This is a genomic window from Nonomuraea sp. NPDC051191 (assembly GCF_044455665.1).
Taxonomy (GTDB): Bacteria; Actinomycetota; Actinomycetes; order Streptosporangiales; family Streptosporangiaceae; genus Nonomuraea.
In genome coordinates this window covers 99,784-113,959 of sequence record NZ_JBITEZ010000022.1, presented here as the reverse complement: position 1 = coordinate 113,959, position 14,176 = coordinate 99,784, and the positions used below count along the sequence as shown (strand labels likewise).

Sequence of the window (14,176 nt, the reverse complement as noted above, 5' to 3'; positions counted from 1 at the left end):
GCCACTACGCGGCCGTTTGACCAGATCCCTCGGCACGTGGCCGGTCTGGATTCGGCCCGTGCCGCAGATCAAGACCGGGCCCCCCGGTGAGCTTGTCGATGCCCGGGGCATGGGCGGTCATCCAGTGCGGATGCAGCCGGCAGCAGACCACGTCGTTGTCCCAGTCGAAGGCGTCGTCGCCGGTGCCGATTCGGGTGATCTGCTCCGCGGTCAGGGTGTTCCCGGTGACGATCGAGCGGAGGTGCGAGGTGGAGCGGGACAGGGAGGCTTCGAGGAGAGTCTCAAGCTCCTTGAGCTCCTCGGGCGTTTCGCGCATTGAGGTCCTTGTCTATCCATGAGGTCCCCGGTCCACACCCACATCGGCGCCGACCGGTGCATTGATGATCACTCTGAAACCCGACGCCTTGTGTCATGTTTTCATCCGTGTCCTGTCCCGGGACACGCTTGACACGTCGATCCCAAGACCTGGGTGAAGGTGCTGTCTTCGGCCCGTCTGACGTGCGTCGTTGCGGCGTCGCGCGTCAGGACGCCGGGAATGGCCCTGGTGGATATGTCCGTTGTCGAGCAGCGGTATCGGGCTGTGCCGGCGGTGCCGGCCCGCGGTTCGGTGACCGGATGCGGGCGGAGGTGGAGGTACTGGTGTGTGAGTTGCGGCGTCAGCATGCGCGGTGGGGACCGGTCCGGCTGGCGCGCGAGGCCGGTCGCCGTGGCGTGGATCCGCCGCCGTCCCGGATGGGCGTGTATCGGGCGCTGGTGCATCACGGGCTGGTCGAGCCGGGTGCGAGGGTCTTTCGCCGTTGGCGGCGTGAGGCGCCGATGGAGTTGTGGCAGACGGACGTCGTCAGTGGCGTGCTGCCGGCTGACGGGCGTGAGGTCAAGGTGGTGACCGGCGTCGACGACCACTCGCGCTGCTGTGTGATCGCCAAGGCGGTGGTGCGGGCCACCGGCCGGGCTGTCTGCCTGGGTTCGTCGAGGCGTTGCGGGGGTTCGGGGCGCCGGGCGAGATGCTGACCGACATTCAAACTTGGTGGTGTCCCCAAGATGCTCGCCTTGTTCGGCCGGCGAGGTGAGGATCGGGGTGACCGGCGCCTGCTACCGCTCCCACCTGCGGCGCGACACCCTTACCAAAGCGGGCGTCACCCACAAGCGCACCCGCCCCAACCCGCCGCAGACACCTACAATCACCATCGCGGCCACACCGCACCAGCAGGTCTGCCACCAGCCGGCCGCGTACTCAACCTCACGGGACAGAACATCTAGGACGTCCCGCGGTGGTTCCGAGCACATCCGGGACTGGAAGAACAGGCGCGTCCCGGGCCTGGAGGGCCTCATCGTGGCTCGCCTGTCCGAGGCGACCGGACGAGCGCGGCGCACCGGTGAGCCGTGCCACCAGGGCCTGCGCGTCCTCGTCGTTCCATGCCTTGGTGCTGGCGGGCGCGGGCTGCGGTCGAGTCTGCGAACTGCGCGCACGGCGCAGCGTCCGCGGTGACGTTGCCGGCCGCGCTGTCGGTGGAGCGGGAGCGGGTGCGGTGCGGCCCCGCCGCCGTGGCGGGCGGAGGGGCCGTGACCTGCTGGGAACCGATCTATCCGAGCACCGGGTAGTTCGCGCGGAACACGTTGTGCGGGTCGCGGGCCCGCTTGATCTCCTGCAGGCGCGCGAGCGTGCCGCCGGAGAAGGACTGCGCCGCCGTGTCACCGGGGGACAGCAAGGTGTACGGCTTGCGGCCGCCGATGTAGGCGTCCAGGTCGGCCACGATCTCGGCCTGCTTGGCGCGGGTCGCGTCGGCCGTGTGCGGCAGGCCGAGGCCCACCAGTCCGAGCAGGTACGGCTCAGCCACCGCGCCGCTCGCACCGGCCCCGCCGCCCGACTCGGCCAGCGCCCCGCCCAGGTGCCTGATCTGCACGTTGATGAGCGGTTCGACCGGCTTGGCCAGCAGCAGCTCCACCGCGTCCGCGTCCAGGCCGGTGAGCAGCTCCGCACGAGTGATGGACGGGGCCGGATCGGTCGGCTCGGCGGCGATGCCACCCAGTTCGGCGACCGGGACGACGCCTCGGCTGTCGAAGACCGCGCCTCCGATCTTGTCGACGCGCACCAGCAGCTCCTCCGCCTGAGCCGCCTCGCCCAGGTAGGCCAGATCCAGCGTCACCATCGGCGGCGCGCCGGGCGGCTGGAACCGGTTGATCCAGACGCTGAGTTCACGCGGCGCCTCGGCGGTGATCTCCAGGAACGCGTCGTACACCTCCCTGGTGCGGTGCTCCGGCCAGATCACGCGCCCGCCGTACAGGGCCGGAGCGGGATACAGGTCGAGTTCGAGGGCGGTCACCATCGCGTAGTCGCCGCCACCGCCGCGCAGGGCCCAGAACAGGTCGGGGTCGGACTCGGCGGTCACCCGGCCCGGCTCGCCGTCGGCGTCCACGATGTCGAAGGCGCGGACGCTGTCGGAGGCGAAGCCGTGCTTGCGGCTGAACCAGCCGACCCCACCGCCCAGTGTGTAGCCGGTCACGCTGACCCCCGGCGCGCTGCCGGACAGGCCGGTCAGACCCAGCGGACCGGCCGCCGCCAGCACCTGCCCCCACTTCACACCCGCGCCCACCCGGACCACGCGCTCCTCGGCACGTATCTCCACCTCGTTCAGCAGGCCGGTACGCAACAGGATCAGGCCGTCCACGTCACCCGAGGCGCCGTGCCCGCTCGGCTGCGCGGTCACCGTCATGCCCGCCCGCCGCGCGTAACGCACGAGCGCCGCCACATCATCGGCATCTGCGGCCTCCGCCACGGCCGCCACCGGCTGCCTGACGGTGAGATTCCACGCGGTGGCCGCCTGTTCGAAGCCGTCGTCACCGGGCAGGAGCACGCGGCCCTTCAGGACACCGCGCAGATCGTTGATCGTCATTGTCGTCTCCCTTTTCGAGTTGTCAGAGAATGCGGACGTCAGGCGCGCGGCGCGGCGGTCGCCGGGGTGGTGCTGGTCTCCCGGAGGATCAGCAACCCCGTGACCGCGATCAGCGCCGCGGTCAGGCCGTGGACGCCGAGCGCGGCGGCCGTGGATCCGTGGTGGGCCAGGACGTTGACCATGTCGCCGAACGGGGTGACGGCCGTCATCAGCAGGACCCAGCCCAGCGGGCGGCGGTGGCCTGTCACCAGCAGGATGCCCATGGCCAGGCCCATCCCGATCTCGCGGCTGCCCTTCACGATGGAGAAGCCGCTGCCGTCCGAGGGCCAGTTCGCCAGCCCCGGGAAGGTCGTCCCGAGGGGCAGGACGAAGGACAACCCGAGGTAGAGGGTGAACAGGACGACGACGGCGGCCAGGACGGTGTTGAGCTTCTTCAGCGACATGGTCGTTCTCCTTGTTTGTTCGGACGGGCAGGGTTCAGCCGCGGACGCGGCGGATGTGGCGGGCGTAGCGGGGGCGGCCGATGACGTGCCAGATGGCGCGGACCGGGGCGGGCAGGCCGCCGAGGACGAGGGCGCGCTCGGCCGGGTTCGCGTCCTCCAGGACGGCGCCGAAGAGCGTGAGCAGGGTGAGCTTGGGGGTGTTGTTCACCAGGTGGTCGCCCAGGGAGGCCCACTCCCGTTGGGTGATGTGCTTGGCCGCGAGCGGGAGGAGCGTGGCCTCCTCGTCGTCGAGGTGTTCCAGCAAAACCGCGCGGTGCTCGTAGAGGGCGGCCGCCAGGGTGTCGCGTTCGTCGGCGCCCGCGGTGGCCTCCCAGGCGGGGAGCGCGGCGTCCAGCCTGCTCAGGGTGGCCGCGACGCGTTCGTGCTGGGCCTGCATGCGCAGGACGATGTCGGCCTCCAGGTCCACCCGGGACAGCAGCGGCGGCCACAGCAGCTCGTCCTCGCCCTCGTGGTGGTTGTGCAGGCCCAGCCGGTAGACGCGGAAGTGGCCGGCGATCACCTTGGCGCGAGCGGTGTCACCCGGGGCGACGGCCGCGACGAGCTCCACCAGCAGCCGTGACTCACGGCGGAGCACGCGGTGGACGATCTCCATGTCCTGGGTGTTGACGCTCATCTGTTCCCGCTCCTTCGTCGGTTGCGATGTGTTCAGGCTGCTCCTGGGTGTTTGGAAGGCATTTGGAAGCGATTTGGAACGTCCACGTGGGATGTGCGGATCATGGTCTTCGTCCGGGTGCTGGGCTCGTTCGGGGCCGAGGTCTGCGGCGAGCCCGTGCCCCTGGGCGGGCCTCGGGCAGCGGGGCGTGCCGGCGTTGCTGGTGGCGGCGCGCGGGCAGGTCGTGCCGGCCGATCTCCTCACCGACGCGGTCGCGAACTCGACCGACCCGGAGGAGCGCATAGACCTGTCTGGCAGGCTGCTGCGGGCGCGGATCCGGTCCGGTGCCTTGCCTGCCGCGCGCCAGACCCGCCTGCAGGCCGTCGAGTACGCCGAGTCCCTGGGACGCGACGACTTGATGATCGCCGCGTTCACGGCCTGGACCGAGCCGACACCATGGCAGTCCCGCGAGTACGGCACGGTGGACCGGCCCATCGTCGACAGGCTGAGCCGCCTGCTCAAGCACACCGACCTGGCCCCGGAGGCACGCAGCCACCTCCTCGCCGCCTGCGGGCGGCGGCCCTCCAGGTCCTTGTCCGCGGCCACCCCGGCTTGCCCGAACGCGACGACCTCTGCCGCGAGTTGGTGGCGATCGGCACCGAGCACGACCTGCCCGTCTATCGCGTCACCGGGCTGCCCAACCAGGCCGGCGCCGCCGCCGGGGCCCACGACCCGGCCACCATGCCCCGCGCGGCGGCCGAGGCCCTCGGCCTCGCGCGGGCCGCGATCCGGGTGAACAACGGCACGCTCGGCGAGCACCTGGAGGAGGTGCGCGCCTTCCACGAGGCCTTCGGCCCGTCGCCTCCGATCTGCTGGTCCTCGCCCTGCACGCCAACGGCCTGATCGACGAAGCCCGCCGGATACGCACCTCGGACCCGATCCGGCCCGATTACTTCTTCACCTTCCCCACGACCGTCCGCGCGATGGCCGCCATCGCCCTGGACGACCGCGCCGCGGCCGAGGAGATCTACGCGACGCTGCTTGCGCGCCGCGACGGCCCCCCGCCGGATGTCACGAGCCTGTCCGTGGAGCTGCGCCCGGTCGCTCAGCTGGCCGCCTTCCTCAGCCACGACGAGGCCGCCGCCCACTTCGCTCAGGCCGCCACCATCGCCGACCGGTGGAACGCACCTCATCGGGCCGCCGAGGCTCGATCGCGAACGACCACCTGGCCTCTGCCCGCGGCGCCGCCATCTGTGACACAGAACTCTCACTAGTCGCGCTGACGCCCGGGGGCAGGACGTTGTTCACGCTGTTTCGTGGTGGAGGGTGTCCAGGACGGTGAGTTCGTTCTCGGACAGACACAGAGATCCGGCGGCCACGTTCTGGACGAGGTGGTCGACGTCGCCGGTGCCGGGGATGGCCAGGACGTGCGGGCCGCGGTGCAGCGTCCACGCCAGCCGGACCTGGGCGGTGCTCACCCCGCGAGCGCGGGCGATTACGTGCACCTCGTCGTTGTCCCCGGTGCTCGCGCCGGCCGTGCGTCCGTGGCCGGCGATCGAGTAGAACGGCACGAACGCGACGCGCTGTTCACCGCAGACGCGCAGGAACTCCTCCTGCTCAGGCGTTGCGCCGATGCCGTACATGTTCTGGACGCAGACCACCGGCGCGATGCCCTGGGCCTCGGCGAGATGGTGGCGGCGGACGTTGGACAGGCCCAGGTGGCGGATGAGCCCGGCGTCGCGCAGGTCGGCGAGTGCGCCGAAGCGTTCGGCGATGGAGCCGGTGCCGACGATACGCAGGTTCACCACGTCGAGATGGTCGCGACCAAGCTGACGCAGGTTCTCCTCGACCTGGCCGCGCAGTTGCCCGGGGGTGGCGTGTGGCAGCCAGTTGCCATCGGGGTCGCGGCTTGGCCCGACTTTGGTGGCGATGACCAGATCATCCGGGTAGGGGGCCAGGGCCCTGTTGATCAGCTCGTTGGCCGAGCGGCGCGGCGAGAAGTAGAACGCGGCCGTGTCGATGTGATTCACGCCGAGCTCGATCGCACGGCGCAGCACTTCGATCGCCTGCTCGCGGTCGCGGGGGACGGCGTCGGGCGTGAGCGCCTCGCCGTGCTGCGGCAGGCGCATCGTGCCGAACCCGATCCGGTTGACCGTGCGGTCGCCGAGCCTCCAGGTGCCCGATGCCGTCGCGGAGATCGTCTGTGAGGTCATGGCGGCATGATGTCCACTCGGTAGACTTGCGTGCTATTGATTCACATATGCCGGAATCCATTGAGGAGTGGTCGTTCTGGCTGAGCTGGCGTTCTCGGCGAGCGATCTGGCGCAGGTGCGGTTCGTCGTCTCACCGATGTGGGAGGTGGCGCCCAGCTTCCGGTTGCTGACGTCCGGCAGGTCTCATCCGGTCCATCGGGCCTGGGTCGACCAGGTGCGGCCACGTATGGTGACCGCCGGGCTGGACCGGGGGTGGCTCGCTGAGCTGATCCCGCTCACCGGCTACGTGCCGGACTTCCTCACCCCGTCCCCTGGCGGGGCGGCGCCTGCCCCACGGCAGGAGTGGGACGCGATCATGGCCTCGCCCGCCGACCGGGTACGGCAGGATCTCGATCACCTCGCCCGTCACCAAGGGCATCTCGGCCCCCGCCTGCGGGCCCTGCACGCCGACCCACCTTCCCGCCTGGCCAAGGTCACACAGGAGATCGAGACCTACTGGGAGCTGGCCCTTGCCCCCTATTGGGCACGGATCCAAGCCGTGCTGGACGCCGACATCTTCTACCGGGCCCGCACGGTCGCCGAACACGGCGCGGGCCACCTGCTCAACGACCTGCACGACTCGGTGAGGTGGAACGACAACGAGCTGAGGGTGGCCCGCTGGAAACGAATCCTGCCCCGGGAGGCAGCAGGCCCTGGGCTGCTGCTGATCCCTTCGGCGTTCACCGGCCCCGGCCTGCGTACGAAGATGAGGCCGCCGGAGCCACCGCAGCTCGCCTATCCCGCACGTGGCGTCGGCCGGCTGTGGGAGGCGCGGGCCGCCATCGGAGCCGCCGCCCTCGCCCCCGTCCTCGGCCGCTCGCGCACCCTGTTGCTGGCCGAACTGGAGGCCCCGGCCTCCACCACTGAACTGGCCCGCCGCACCGGGCTCTCCGCGTCCGGGGTCTCCCGCGATCTCACCGCGCTGCGCGACGCGGGCCTGGTCAGCGCGCATCGCGCCGGTCGCTCCGTCCTCTACGCCCGCACCGCCGCCGCCGAAACCCTCCTCAAGGCCGCCTCCGCGTCCTTGGCGCAAGGTTCGTGAACCGTACGGCTGCAACGGCGCGGTCGTCGCGTCGTCCGCCGCTGACCGCATGTTTGATCAGCCTGGTCGAGCCCACGACTTGGAAGTCAGCACTCGACGTCGAAATCGAACTCGTTGTAGCGGAACTCCGCGATCTGCTTCCGGGTCCCCGAGATGAGGGTGATGCAGCCGTCCCCGAAGACCGTACTTTCCGGGATGGAGGCGAACAGCACCTTCCCGCGCTCTTCCACCGGGTTGTGCCAGGCTCGGGAGTAGCCGCCGAGCTGGATGTCAAATCTCCATCGGACGTCGGGAATCTCCCCTATGTCATCGATGAACTTGGCCACCAGGCGGGCCCGCTCGGCGTCCCCCTCGGCGTAGTCGGCCGCTTCCGCAACGTCGGACCAGCGGAGATCGGCAGACCAGGTGGTGCCAGGAACCGCGTAGAGCGGGAACGACTCGTGAGCCTTCGCCTGCGTGTGGCGTTCGACGGCCTCGGTGCCTGGCGGCAGGTGGACGATGACGCCTTCGTCGAGGTCGGTGATCTCGGCGAGGATGACCAGGTGGCCGTCGGCGGGAAAGTCGATGTCGAGGACGCCGGCGGGTAGGGCGGCGCAGTCGATGGTCACCACGTGCGGCACGTATGAGGGCAGTTCCAGGTCCTCGGGCAGATGGGGAAGCCCGAGGGCCCGAGCGGCCGGACGGGCATTCTTCTTCAGCTCTTCCGGCAGTTCGTCATGGGGGCAGAGGTAGACACAGGGGCGCAGGAGGCGGATGAACGCCTCGGCCACCGGCTCGGGTAGGTCAAGGACCCGTCCGGCGTCGAGGACGGCTTCACGCACGCTCACCTTCATGCTTCACGCACGCTCACCTTCATGGACGTCACAGTGCCATGCGCCACTGACACCCTGCGCCCCGGCCGGGTGCGGACCCACCTGATCCGTCATGCCGGCCGGCCGCTGATGCCCTTGATCGCGATGTCCAGCAGCCGGTCCGCCTGATCGTCGTCCTCGTGATGCTCGGTGGCCAGTGAGATGGCGTTGATGAGCGCGAGCAGGTCCTCGGCGCGGATCCCCGGGCGTACGGCGCCTGCTTGTTGTGCTCGTCGCAGGAGTTCGCGCGCCGCATCTGTGATCATCGCCTGGCAGCCCTCGTTCTGCTCCAGCAGGTCGGCATCCCGGCCGTCGTGCAGCAGCGAGGCGGCCAGACCGCGACTGGTGCCCGCGTAGGTGTTGAGATCCCCCAGCCAGGCCAGGAGCGCGGGGCCCGGCTCGCTCTCCTCGGCGCGTTGTGCCGCCATGGCGCACAACTCCTCGACGCGGTCGTGGAAGACGGCTTCGAGCAGAGCTCGACGGGAGGGGAAGAGGCGGTGCAGCGTCGCCGATCCCGTCCCGGCTTGACGGGCGATCTCCTTCAGGGCGGCGCCGGCGCCGTCACGTGCGAAGACGTCCCGGGCCGCGCTGACGATGCGGTCGTAGTTGCGCTGGGCGTCCGCACGCAGGGGCCGTCGCCGGGTGGTGTGGGGCATGGCCTCCTCCAGGTTTTGACAAGTGGGCTGGCGCTCCGGTTAGAGTAGCCGAACCGTAAGTGGGCCGCCAGCCCACTTATGTTCGGAACGACTGGGAGAGATCATGCGTGCCGTCCAATACACCCGTTTCGGCCCTCCCGAGGTGCTGCGCGTCAACGACGTGCCCACGCCGGAGCCCGGGCCGGGAGAGGTGCTCGTCGAGGTCCGCGCCGCGAGCGTGGACGCCGGAGAACTCGCCTTCCGCGCAGGCAGACTCCGCGGCGTCGCCCGAGCCCGCTTCCCCCGCGGCCTGGGAGGCGACTTCACCGGCCGCATCGCGGCCCTGGGCTCCGGAGTGCACGCCTGGAGAGAGGGAGAGGAGGTGTGGGGGTTGATGCCGCACTTCGCCTTCGGCGCCATCGCCGACTACGTCACCGTCCCCGAACAGCGGCTCGCCCGAGCACCCGAGAACCTGAGCCTGCTGGACGCCGCCGCCCTGCCCTCGTCGGGCACCACCGTCCTGACCGCCCTGACCGACAAGGCCCGCCTGGCCGGCGGTGAACGGCTCCTGGTCCGCGGCGCCACAGGCGGCGTCGGCAGTATCGCCGTGCAACTGGGCAAGGCGCTCGGCGCCCACGTCACCGCGCTCGCCGGCGCACGCAATCTCGGCTGGGTCACCGAACTCGGCGCCGACGCGGCCCTGGACTACCGCACGACCCGGCCGCGGGACCTCGGTCACTACGATGTGATCCTCGACGTCGTGGGCACCGACCTCGGGGCCTACCAGACCCGGCTCACCCGGGGTGGACGCATGGTCGCGCTCGCCTTCGACCAGGACCGCATCCTGGCCTCCATGGTCACCACGGGACTGCGAGCCGCCCTCTCGCCCAGGCGCATGAAACTCTTCAGCAACAACCCCTCCCCCGCGCGGATCGCCGAGCTCACCGCCTCCGCCGAGGCGGGCGGCATCCGCCCAGTGATCGACACCGTCTACCCGATCGGCGACGTCACAGAGGCTCACCGGCGACTCGAAGCCGGCGGAGTCCGCGGGAAGCTCATCATCGACATGCAGCGCTGATCCGCGATTGCCCGGCGCAACCCGCCGTGCTCGTCCCCCCGCACCGGGATGGACCACCGCTCTGGGGTGGTGCCGGCCAGCAGGGCGCGCAGGATGGTGGCCGCGGTGGTGTTGTGCTGCCGGCGTCTGCGGGTGTTCAGGGTCTGTGGCGGGTCTGCTCGACGGCGGGTGCGGGCGGACGCAACCCGGCCTGACGGTGAGAGGTGTGGTGGGCGGTGGCGGGTAGCCATGTCCCGCAGGCCAGCGTCTGCATCAGCGGGACGGCGACGTCGGAGGAGTCGCGCTGCGGGGCGAGCAGGGCGGCGCGGAAGGCGGCGGGGTCGACCAGGCCCCATCCGGGCCAGATGCGAGTCTTCGATGAGGTCGCGCCGGTGGCGGCGGAAGCCGGTGTAGTACTCGGCCGAGTATTCGCCGTTGGTGACGCGCCGCAGGATCGGCGGAACATGGTGAGGACCAGCCCTTCACGGCGATGCCGCAATATGCGAATATACGTTCGAAGAGCGAAGATCGTCTTTCGGAACGGAGTGCATGTGCGTCCATCAGCCTCTGAACGCATCGGCCGATTAGTCGCCTCGGCCGGGTCCCTGCTCCTGGCGGCGAGCCTGCTCGCCGCCCCAGCCCCCGTCGCCGCGGCCGCCGACCTCGTCGCCGACCTCGGGGTCGCGGGCAAGGGCGGGGACCTGGTGACCGGCCACGGCAGGGTCTTCGTCGCCGCCGACGACCGGATCGTGGTCACGGACCTGGACGGCGAGGCCGTCACCACGATCGGCGGCCTGTCGGGAGTCACCGCCCTGTCCGCGCCGGACGGCGCCAGGAAGGTGTACGCGACGCTGAGCGGCACGCATGAGGTGATCGAGATCGACACCGCCACGGTCGCCGTCACCCGGCGCATCGATCTTTCCGCGTATCCGTGCCCGTCCACGCTGGCGCAGGCCCACAACCGGCTGTGGATCGGATACGGCTGCGGCGGGGCGGGCGAGGGAGGGGTCGTCGCGCTCGAGGTGCGGGCGACCCCCACCCTCGTCAAGGTCGGGCCGGCCACGACCCGGCCTCCGCTGGTCGCGGTCGCCGGCGCCTTCCTCGCCGTGTCCGAGCCGGGAGTCAGCCCCGCCACCGTCAGGCTGTACGACGTCAACCGCGACCCGGGCAACCCGCTCGGCGAGATCCTCGGCGACGCGGACGGGCTGCCGCCCCTGGAGGACCTGGCCCTCGCCTACCAAGGGTCGGCGGTGCTGCCAGTGCCGTCCGGCGCCCACCGCTTCGACGCCTGGGACACCACGACCTTCGACCGCGCCCACGCCTTCGACCAGAAGGGGCCGGCCGGGCACGACCTGGCCGCCACCGTCGCGGCCAGCGAGAACGGCTACTACGTCGTGGGCGGCTGGAACTCCGCCGCGGGTGACGCGGCGGAGCTCGTGGTCTACGACGCGGCCACGAGAGAGGTGATCTACACGGCCGGCCACCAGGGAAAGGCGCTGGTGCCGGGCAGCATCGGCTTCTACGGCATCTACACCTTCGCGGTGCTGAAGGAGCCCGGCACCGGGCGCATGCATCTCTGGCGGCTGCCGCCCGCGCCCTACCACTCCTCGGCCCTGACCCTGACGGCGCCCGCCGAGGCGAACGCGCTCAAGCCGCTGACCATCAGCGGACGACTCACGCTCAGCACCGGGGCGACCCCCGGCGCGCAGACGCTGGAACTGTACAGCTGGCTCCCCGACGGCACCGACCGGCCCTTCCGGGAGGTCACCACAGCGGCGGACGGGACCTACGAGTTCACCGACACCCCACCGGGCCTCGGGGCGTTCAGGTATCGCCTGTCCTGGCCGGGCAACTCCTGGTACTACGGGGCCTACGCGACGGCGACCGTCACGGTGGCCAGGTACGAACCGGCGCTCATCGTGACAGGGCCGGCGACGGGCGCCGTCGGTGAGCTGCTGGAGTTCAGAGGCACCTTTGCCGCCGAGGGCGTCGTCTACCCGCGCACGACGGTCACTGTCAGCCGCAGGGCCGTCGCGCCGGACGGCACCGTCACCACCAAGGGTCAGAAACTGGCCGCCGCCACCGACGGGACGTTCGCCTTCACCGACACGCCGGCCACGGCCGGGAAACACACCTACACCGTCACGCTGGTCGGGAGCTCGACCGTCAAGGGAACGAGCACCGAGCACGTGGTCACCGTCGTCGAGCCGGCGGGATAGCGTCCCAGGGAGCCGGGGCCTGCCTCTGGTAGGCCTCGGCGATGCCGGCCGGGGCCGCCCCGCCACCCGAGTACCACGAAATCCTCGAAAGGCCCCAGACCAGCGGAAGCGGAGTTGGCCCAGGTCAGTGAACCCCCGCCGTTGGAGTCTTCTGGACGTCGTCAACACATGGGACATGCCTGGGATCAGGCGGCGAGGCCGAGGGCCTGGGCCACGGCCGAGGTGGCCGAACTGGTTTCCGTGGCGGTGTAGCCGCCGCGCAGGGAGGCGTCCTGGTCTTTCAGGCCGTTGCCGCTCAGCGTGATCACGATCCGCTGGCCCGGCGCGAGGTTGCCCCGGGCGTGCTGGTCGAGGAGGCCGGCGATCCCGGCGGCCGAGGCGGGCTCGGCGAAGACGCCGTCGCGCCGCGCGACCAGCTCGTACGCCTCGAAGATCTGCGCGTCGGTCACCGCGGCGATCAGCCCGCCGGACCGGTCGCGGGCGTCGAGGGCTCCGTCCCAGGTGGCCGGGCTGCCGATGCGGATCGCGCTCGCCGCGGTCTCGGGCTCGGCGACGGGCGCGCCGTGGACGAGCGGCGCCGCCCCGGCCGCCTGGAAGCCCCACATGCGCGGCGACCGCGTGGACAGGCCCTCCTGCTCGTAGCCGCGGTAGCCGCCCCAGGTGGCGGTGATGTTGCCGCCGTTGCCGACCGGCAGGCAGTGGATGTCGGGCGCGTCGCCGAGCGCGTCGACGATCTCGTAGGCGACCGTGCGCTGCCCCGCGAGCCGCAGCTCGTTGCCGACCGAGTTGACCAGCGCGATCGGGTGGTGGGCGGCGAGCTCGCGGGCGACGCGCAGGCAGTCGTCGAACGTGCCGTCGATCTCGACGATCCGCGCGCCGTAACGGACCGCCTGCCCCAGCTTGGCGAGCGCGACCCGCCCCTTCGGCACGAGCACGGCGGCCGTCAGCCCGGCGCGCGCGGCGTAGGCGGCGGCCGAGGCGCTGGTGTTGCCGGTGGAGGCGCACACGGCCAGCTCGGCCCCGGCCTCGGCGGCCCTGCTGATCGCCACGGTCATCCCGCGGTCCTTGAACGACCCCGTGGGGTTGGCGCCCTCGATCTTCAGCCAGACCTCGCAGCCGGTCACCGCGGACAGGTGCGCCGAGCGCAGCAGCGGGGTGTTGCCCTCGTTGAGCGAGACGGCGGGCGTGTCGGGGGTGACCGGGAGCCAGCGCCGGTACCCGCTGTCGATCAGTCCGTTCCAGGAACTCATACCGGCGACCGTAACATTCGTTTCATGCTCTCCGCCACGTGTAACATTTGTCAGTATGGATGAGGATCCGGTGACGAACCGGCTCAGCGCGGTCTACCCCGAGCTGCCACCGGGCGAGCGGGCCGTCGTTCGTGCGCTGCTCGACGACCACCCCTTCGCCGCGCTCGGCTCGCTGCGCGCGCTCGCCGAGCGTGCCGGGGTCAGCCCGCCGACCGCCTCCCGGCTGTTCGACCGGCTCGGGTACGCGGGATTCGCCGGGTTCCAGGCGGCCGTGCGCGACGGCGTACGCGACCGGTCGCGCCTACGCGAGTTCGTCGCCCGTCCGCCCGGCACCCAGCGGGCCGCCGAAGACCTGCGTGCCGGGCTCGACAGCACCCTCGCCGCCGTCACCGAGCCCCTGCTCGACGCCGTCGGCGACCTGCTGGCCGGAGCCGCGTCGGTCTGGGCGCTCGGCGGGCCGATCAGCGAGCTGGCCGCCGAATACCTGATCAGGCAGCTCGCCGGCCTGCGTCCGGGGGCGCACCGGGTGCCCGACTCGGCGTCCGCGCGTGCCCGTACGCTGCTCGACCTGGGCGGTTCTGCGGCCGTGGTCGCGTACGACTTCCGGCGCTACTCCCCCACGACGGCCCGCTTCACCGAGGCCGCGTGCGCCCGCGGGGCGCGGCTGGCGCTGATCACCGACGCCTGGGAGTCGCCGCTCGCGGCACGGGCAGAGGTGCTGATCAGGCTGCCGCGCGAGGCCGCCGGGCCGATCGCGCCGCTCGCGCACCAGATCGCCGTCACCGAGCTGCTGCTGGTCGCCGTGGCGGCCCGCCTCGACCCGGCCGGACGCCTGGCCGACCTCGACGCGCTCACCGAGAGGTTGTGAACCGCCTGTAGAA

The 14,176-nt window shown here is 71.3% G+C and carries 16 protein-coding genes and 1 pseudogene; 8 read left to right on the top strand and 9 right to left on the bottom strand.

What is annotated here, in order from left to right:
- Positions 1–4: 4 nt before the first annotated feature.
- On the bottom strand, positions 5–316 hold the full coding sequence (locus ACIA8R_RS45295) for a hypothetical protein (protein WP_364100646.1): 312 nt from the start codon (positions 314–316) through the stop codon (positions 5–7).
- 299 nt (positions 317–615) lie between these two features.
- On the opposite strand from ACIA8R_RS45295, the gene ACIA8R_RS45290 reads away from it, so the two are divergent.
- Positions 616–1,011: a hypothetical protein gene (locus tag ACIA8R_RS45290; protein ID WP_397043968.1), complete on the top strand. Its 396-nt coding sequence runs from the start codon at positions 616–618 to the stop codon at positions 1,009–1,011.
- Positions 1,012–1,084: 73 nt separating this feature from the next.
- Positions 1,085–1,260: pseudogene (locus tag ACIA8R_RS45285) on the top strand (IS481 family transposase); the annotation flags it as partial.
- Between the two features lie 323 nt (positions 1,261–1,583).
- Here ACIA8R_RS45285 and ACIA8R_RS45280 read toward each other — a convergent pair.
- From ACIA8R_RS45280 to ACIA8R_RS45270, 3 genes are read right to left on the bottom strand one after another with little or no spacing between them, the layout of a single operon-like run.
- Positions 1,584–2,894, bottom strand: a complete 1,311-nt coding sequence (locus ACIA8R_RS45280) for an FAD-binding protein (RefSeq protein ID WP_397043966.1) — start codon at positions 2,892–2,894, stop codon at positions 1,584–1,586.
- Between the two features lie 38 nt (positions 2,895–2,932).
- Positions 2,933–3,337: a DUF4267 domain-containing protein gene (locus ACIA8R_RS45275; protein ID WP_364100637.1), complete on the bottom strand. Its 405-nt coding sequence runs from the start codon at positions 3,335–3,337 to the stop codon at positions 2,933–2,935.
- A 34-nt stretch (positions 3,338–3,371) separates the two neighbouring features.
- Complete coding sequence (locus ACIA8R_RS45270; protein ID WP_397043964.1) at positions 3,372–4,010, bottom strand: hemerythrin domain-containing protein; 639 nt, start codon at positions 4,008–4,010, stop codon at positions 3,372–3,374.
- 591 nt (positions 4,011–4,601) lie between these two features.
- Here ACIA8R_RS45270 and ACIA8R_RS45265 point away from each other — a divergent pair.
- Entirely contained in the window at positions 4,602–4,892 is a 291-nt protein-coding gene (locus ACIA8R_RS45265) for a hypothetical protein (protein ID WP_397043962.1), read from the top strand.
- 80 nt (positions 4,893–4,972) lie between these two features.
- Positions 4,973–5,263: a hypothetical protein gene (locus ACIA8R_RS45260; RefSeq protein ID WP_397043960.1), complete on the top strand. Its 291-nt coding sequence runs from the start codon at positions 4,973–4,975 to the stop codon at positions 5,261–5,263.
- A 30-nt stretch (positions 5,264–5,293) separates the two neighbouring features.
- Here the strand turns inward: ACIA8R_RS45260 and ACIA8R_RS45255 are convergent, their stop codons facing one another.
- Positions 5,294–6,202 carry an aldo/keto reductase gene (locus ACIA8R_RS45255; protein ID WP_397043958.1) on the bottom strand — a complete coding sequence of 303 codons (909 nt, stop codon included), beginning with the start codon at positions 6,200–6,202 and terminating at the stop codon, positions 5,294–5,296.
- A gap of 67 nt (positions 6,203–6,269) precedes the next feature.
- On the opposite strand from ACIA8R_RS45255, the gene ACIA8R_RS45250 reads away from it, so the two are divergent.
- A complete protein-coding gene (locus ACIA8R_RS45250; RefSeq protein ID WP_397043956.1) occupies positions 6,270–7,283 on the top strand; it encodes an ArsR/SmtB family transcription factor in 1,014 nt (337 codons plus the stop codon).
- A gap of 86 nt (positions 7,284–7,369) precedes the next feature.
- Here the strand turns inward: ACIA8R_RS45250 and ACIA8R_RS45245 are convergent, their stop codons facing one another.
- Positions 7,370–8,104, bottom strand: a complete 735-nt coding sequence (locus ACIA8R_RS45245; RefSeq protein ID WP_397043954.1) for a hypothetical protein — start codon at positions 8,102–8,104, stop codon at positions 7,370–7,372.
- A gap of 101 nt (positions 8,105–8,205) precedes the next feature.
- Positions 8,206–8,790 (bottom strand): TetR/AcrR family transcriptional regulator, encoded by a 585-nt coding sequence (locus ACIA8R_RS45240; RefSeq protein ID WP_397043952.1) that lies wholly within the window; start codon positions 8,788–8,790, stop codon positions 8,206–8,208.
- A 103-nt stretch (positions 8,791–8,893) separates the two neighbouring features.
- Here ACIA8R_RS45240 and ACIA8R_RS45235 point away from each other — a divergent pair, with 103 nt between their 5' ends.
- Positions 8,894–9,847 (top strand): NAD(P)-dependent alcohol dehydrogenase, encoded by a 954-nt coding sequence (locus ACIA8R_RS45235; RefSeq protein WP_397043950.1) that lies wholly within the window; start codon positions 8,894–8,896, stop codon positions 9,845–9,847.
- Positions 9,848–9,983: 136 nt separating this feature from the next.
- Here ACIA8R_RS45235 and ACIA8R_RS45230 read toward each other — a convergent pair whose 3' ends face one another.
- Entirely contained in the window at positions 9,984–10,325 is a 342-nt protein-coding gene (locus ACIA8R_RS45230) for a hypothetical protein (protein WP_397043948.1), read from the bottom strand.
- A 52-nt stretch (positions 10,326–10,377) separates the two neighbouring features.
- Here ACIA8R_RS45230 and ACIA8R_RS45225 point away from each other — a divergent pair, with 52 nt between their 5' ends.
- Positions 10,378–12,045, top strand: a complete 1,668-nt coding sequence (locus ACIA8R_RS45225; RefSeq protein WP_397043946.1) for a hypothetical protein — start codon at positions 10,378–10,380, stop codon at positions 12,043–12,045.
- A 185-nt stretch (positions 12,046–12,230) separates the two neighbouring features.
- Here ACIA8R_RS45225 and thrC read toward each other — a convergent pair whose 3' ends face one another.
- Positions 12,231–13,295 (bottom strand): threonine synthase, encoded by a 1,065-nt coding sequence (gene thrC, locus ACIA8R_RS45220; protein WP_397043944.1) that lies wholly within the window; start codon positions 13,293–13,295, stop codon positions 12,231–12,233.
- Positions 13,296–13,350: 55 nt separating this feature from the next.
- Between thrC and ACIA8R_RS45215 the strand changes: the two genes are divergently transcribed.
- Positions 13,351–14,163, top strand: coding sequence for a MurR/RpiR family transcriptional regulator (locus ACIA8R_RS45215; RefSeq protein ID WP_397043942.1), 813 nt, complete (start codon positions 13,351–13,353; stop codon positions 14,161–14,163).
- The last annotated feature ends 13 nt before the right edge of the window (positions 14,164–14,176 follow it).

Coding starts and splice junctions, on each gene's coding strand:
- ACIA8R_RS45295 (WP_364100646.1), bottom strand. CDS start 316: ATGCGCGAAACGCCCGAGGAGCTCAAGGAGCTTGAGACTCTCCTCGAA.
- ACIA8R_RS45290 (WP_397043968.1), top strand. CDS start 616: ATGCGGGCGGAGGTGGAGGTACTGGTGTGTGAGTTGCGGCGTCAGCAT.
- ACIA8R_RS45280 (WP_397043966.1), bottom strand. CDS start 2,894: ATGACGATCAACGATCTGCGCGGTGTCCTGAAGGGCCGCGTGCTCCTG.
- ACIA8R_RS45275 (WP_364100637.1), bottom strand. CDS start 3,337: ATGTCGCTGAAGAAGCTCAACACCGTCCTGGCCGCCGTCGTCGTCCTG.
- ACIA8R_RS45270 (WP_397043964.1), bottom strand. CDS start 4,010: ATGAGCGTCAACACCCAGGACATGGAGATCGTCCACCGCGTGCTCCGC.
- ACIA8R_RS45260 (WP_397043960.1), top strand. CDS start 4,973: ATGGCCGCCATCGCCCTGGACGACCGCGCCGCGGCCGAGGAGATCTAC.
- ACIA8R_RS45255 (WP_397043958.1), bottom strand. CDS start 6,202: ATGACCTCACAGACGATCTCCGCGACGGCATCGGGCACCTGGAGGCTC.
- ACIA8R_RS45240 (WP_397043952.1), bottom strand. CDS start 8,790: ATGCCCCACACCACCCGGCGACGGCCCCTGCGTGCGGACGCCCAGCGC.
- ACIA8R_RS45235 (WP_397043950.1), top strand. CDS start 8,894: ATGCGTGCCGTCCAATACACCCGTTTCGGCCCTCCCGAGGTGCTGCGC.
- thrC (WP_397043944.1), bottom strand. CDS start 13,295: ATGAGTTCCTGGAACGGACTGATCGACAGCGGGTACCGGCGCTGGCTC.
- ACIA8R_RS45215 (WP_397043942.1), top strand. CDS start 13,351: ATGGATGAGGATCCGGTGACGAACCGGCTCAGCGCGGTCTACCCCGAG.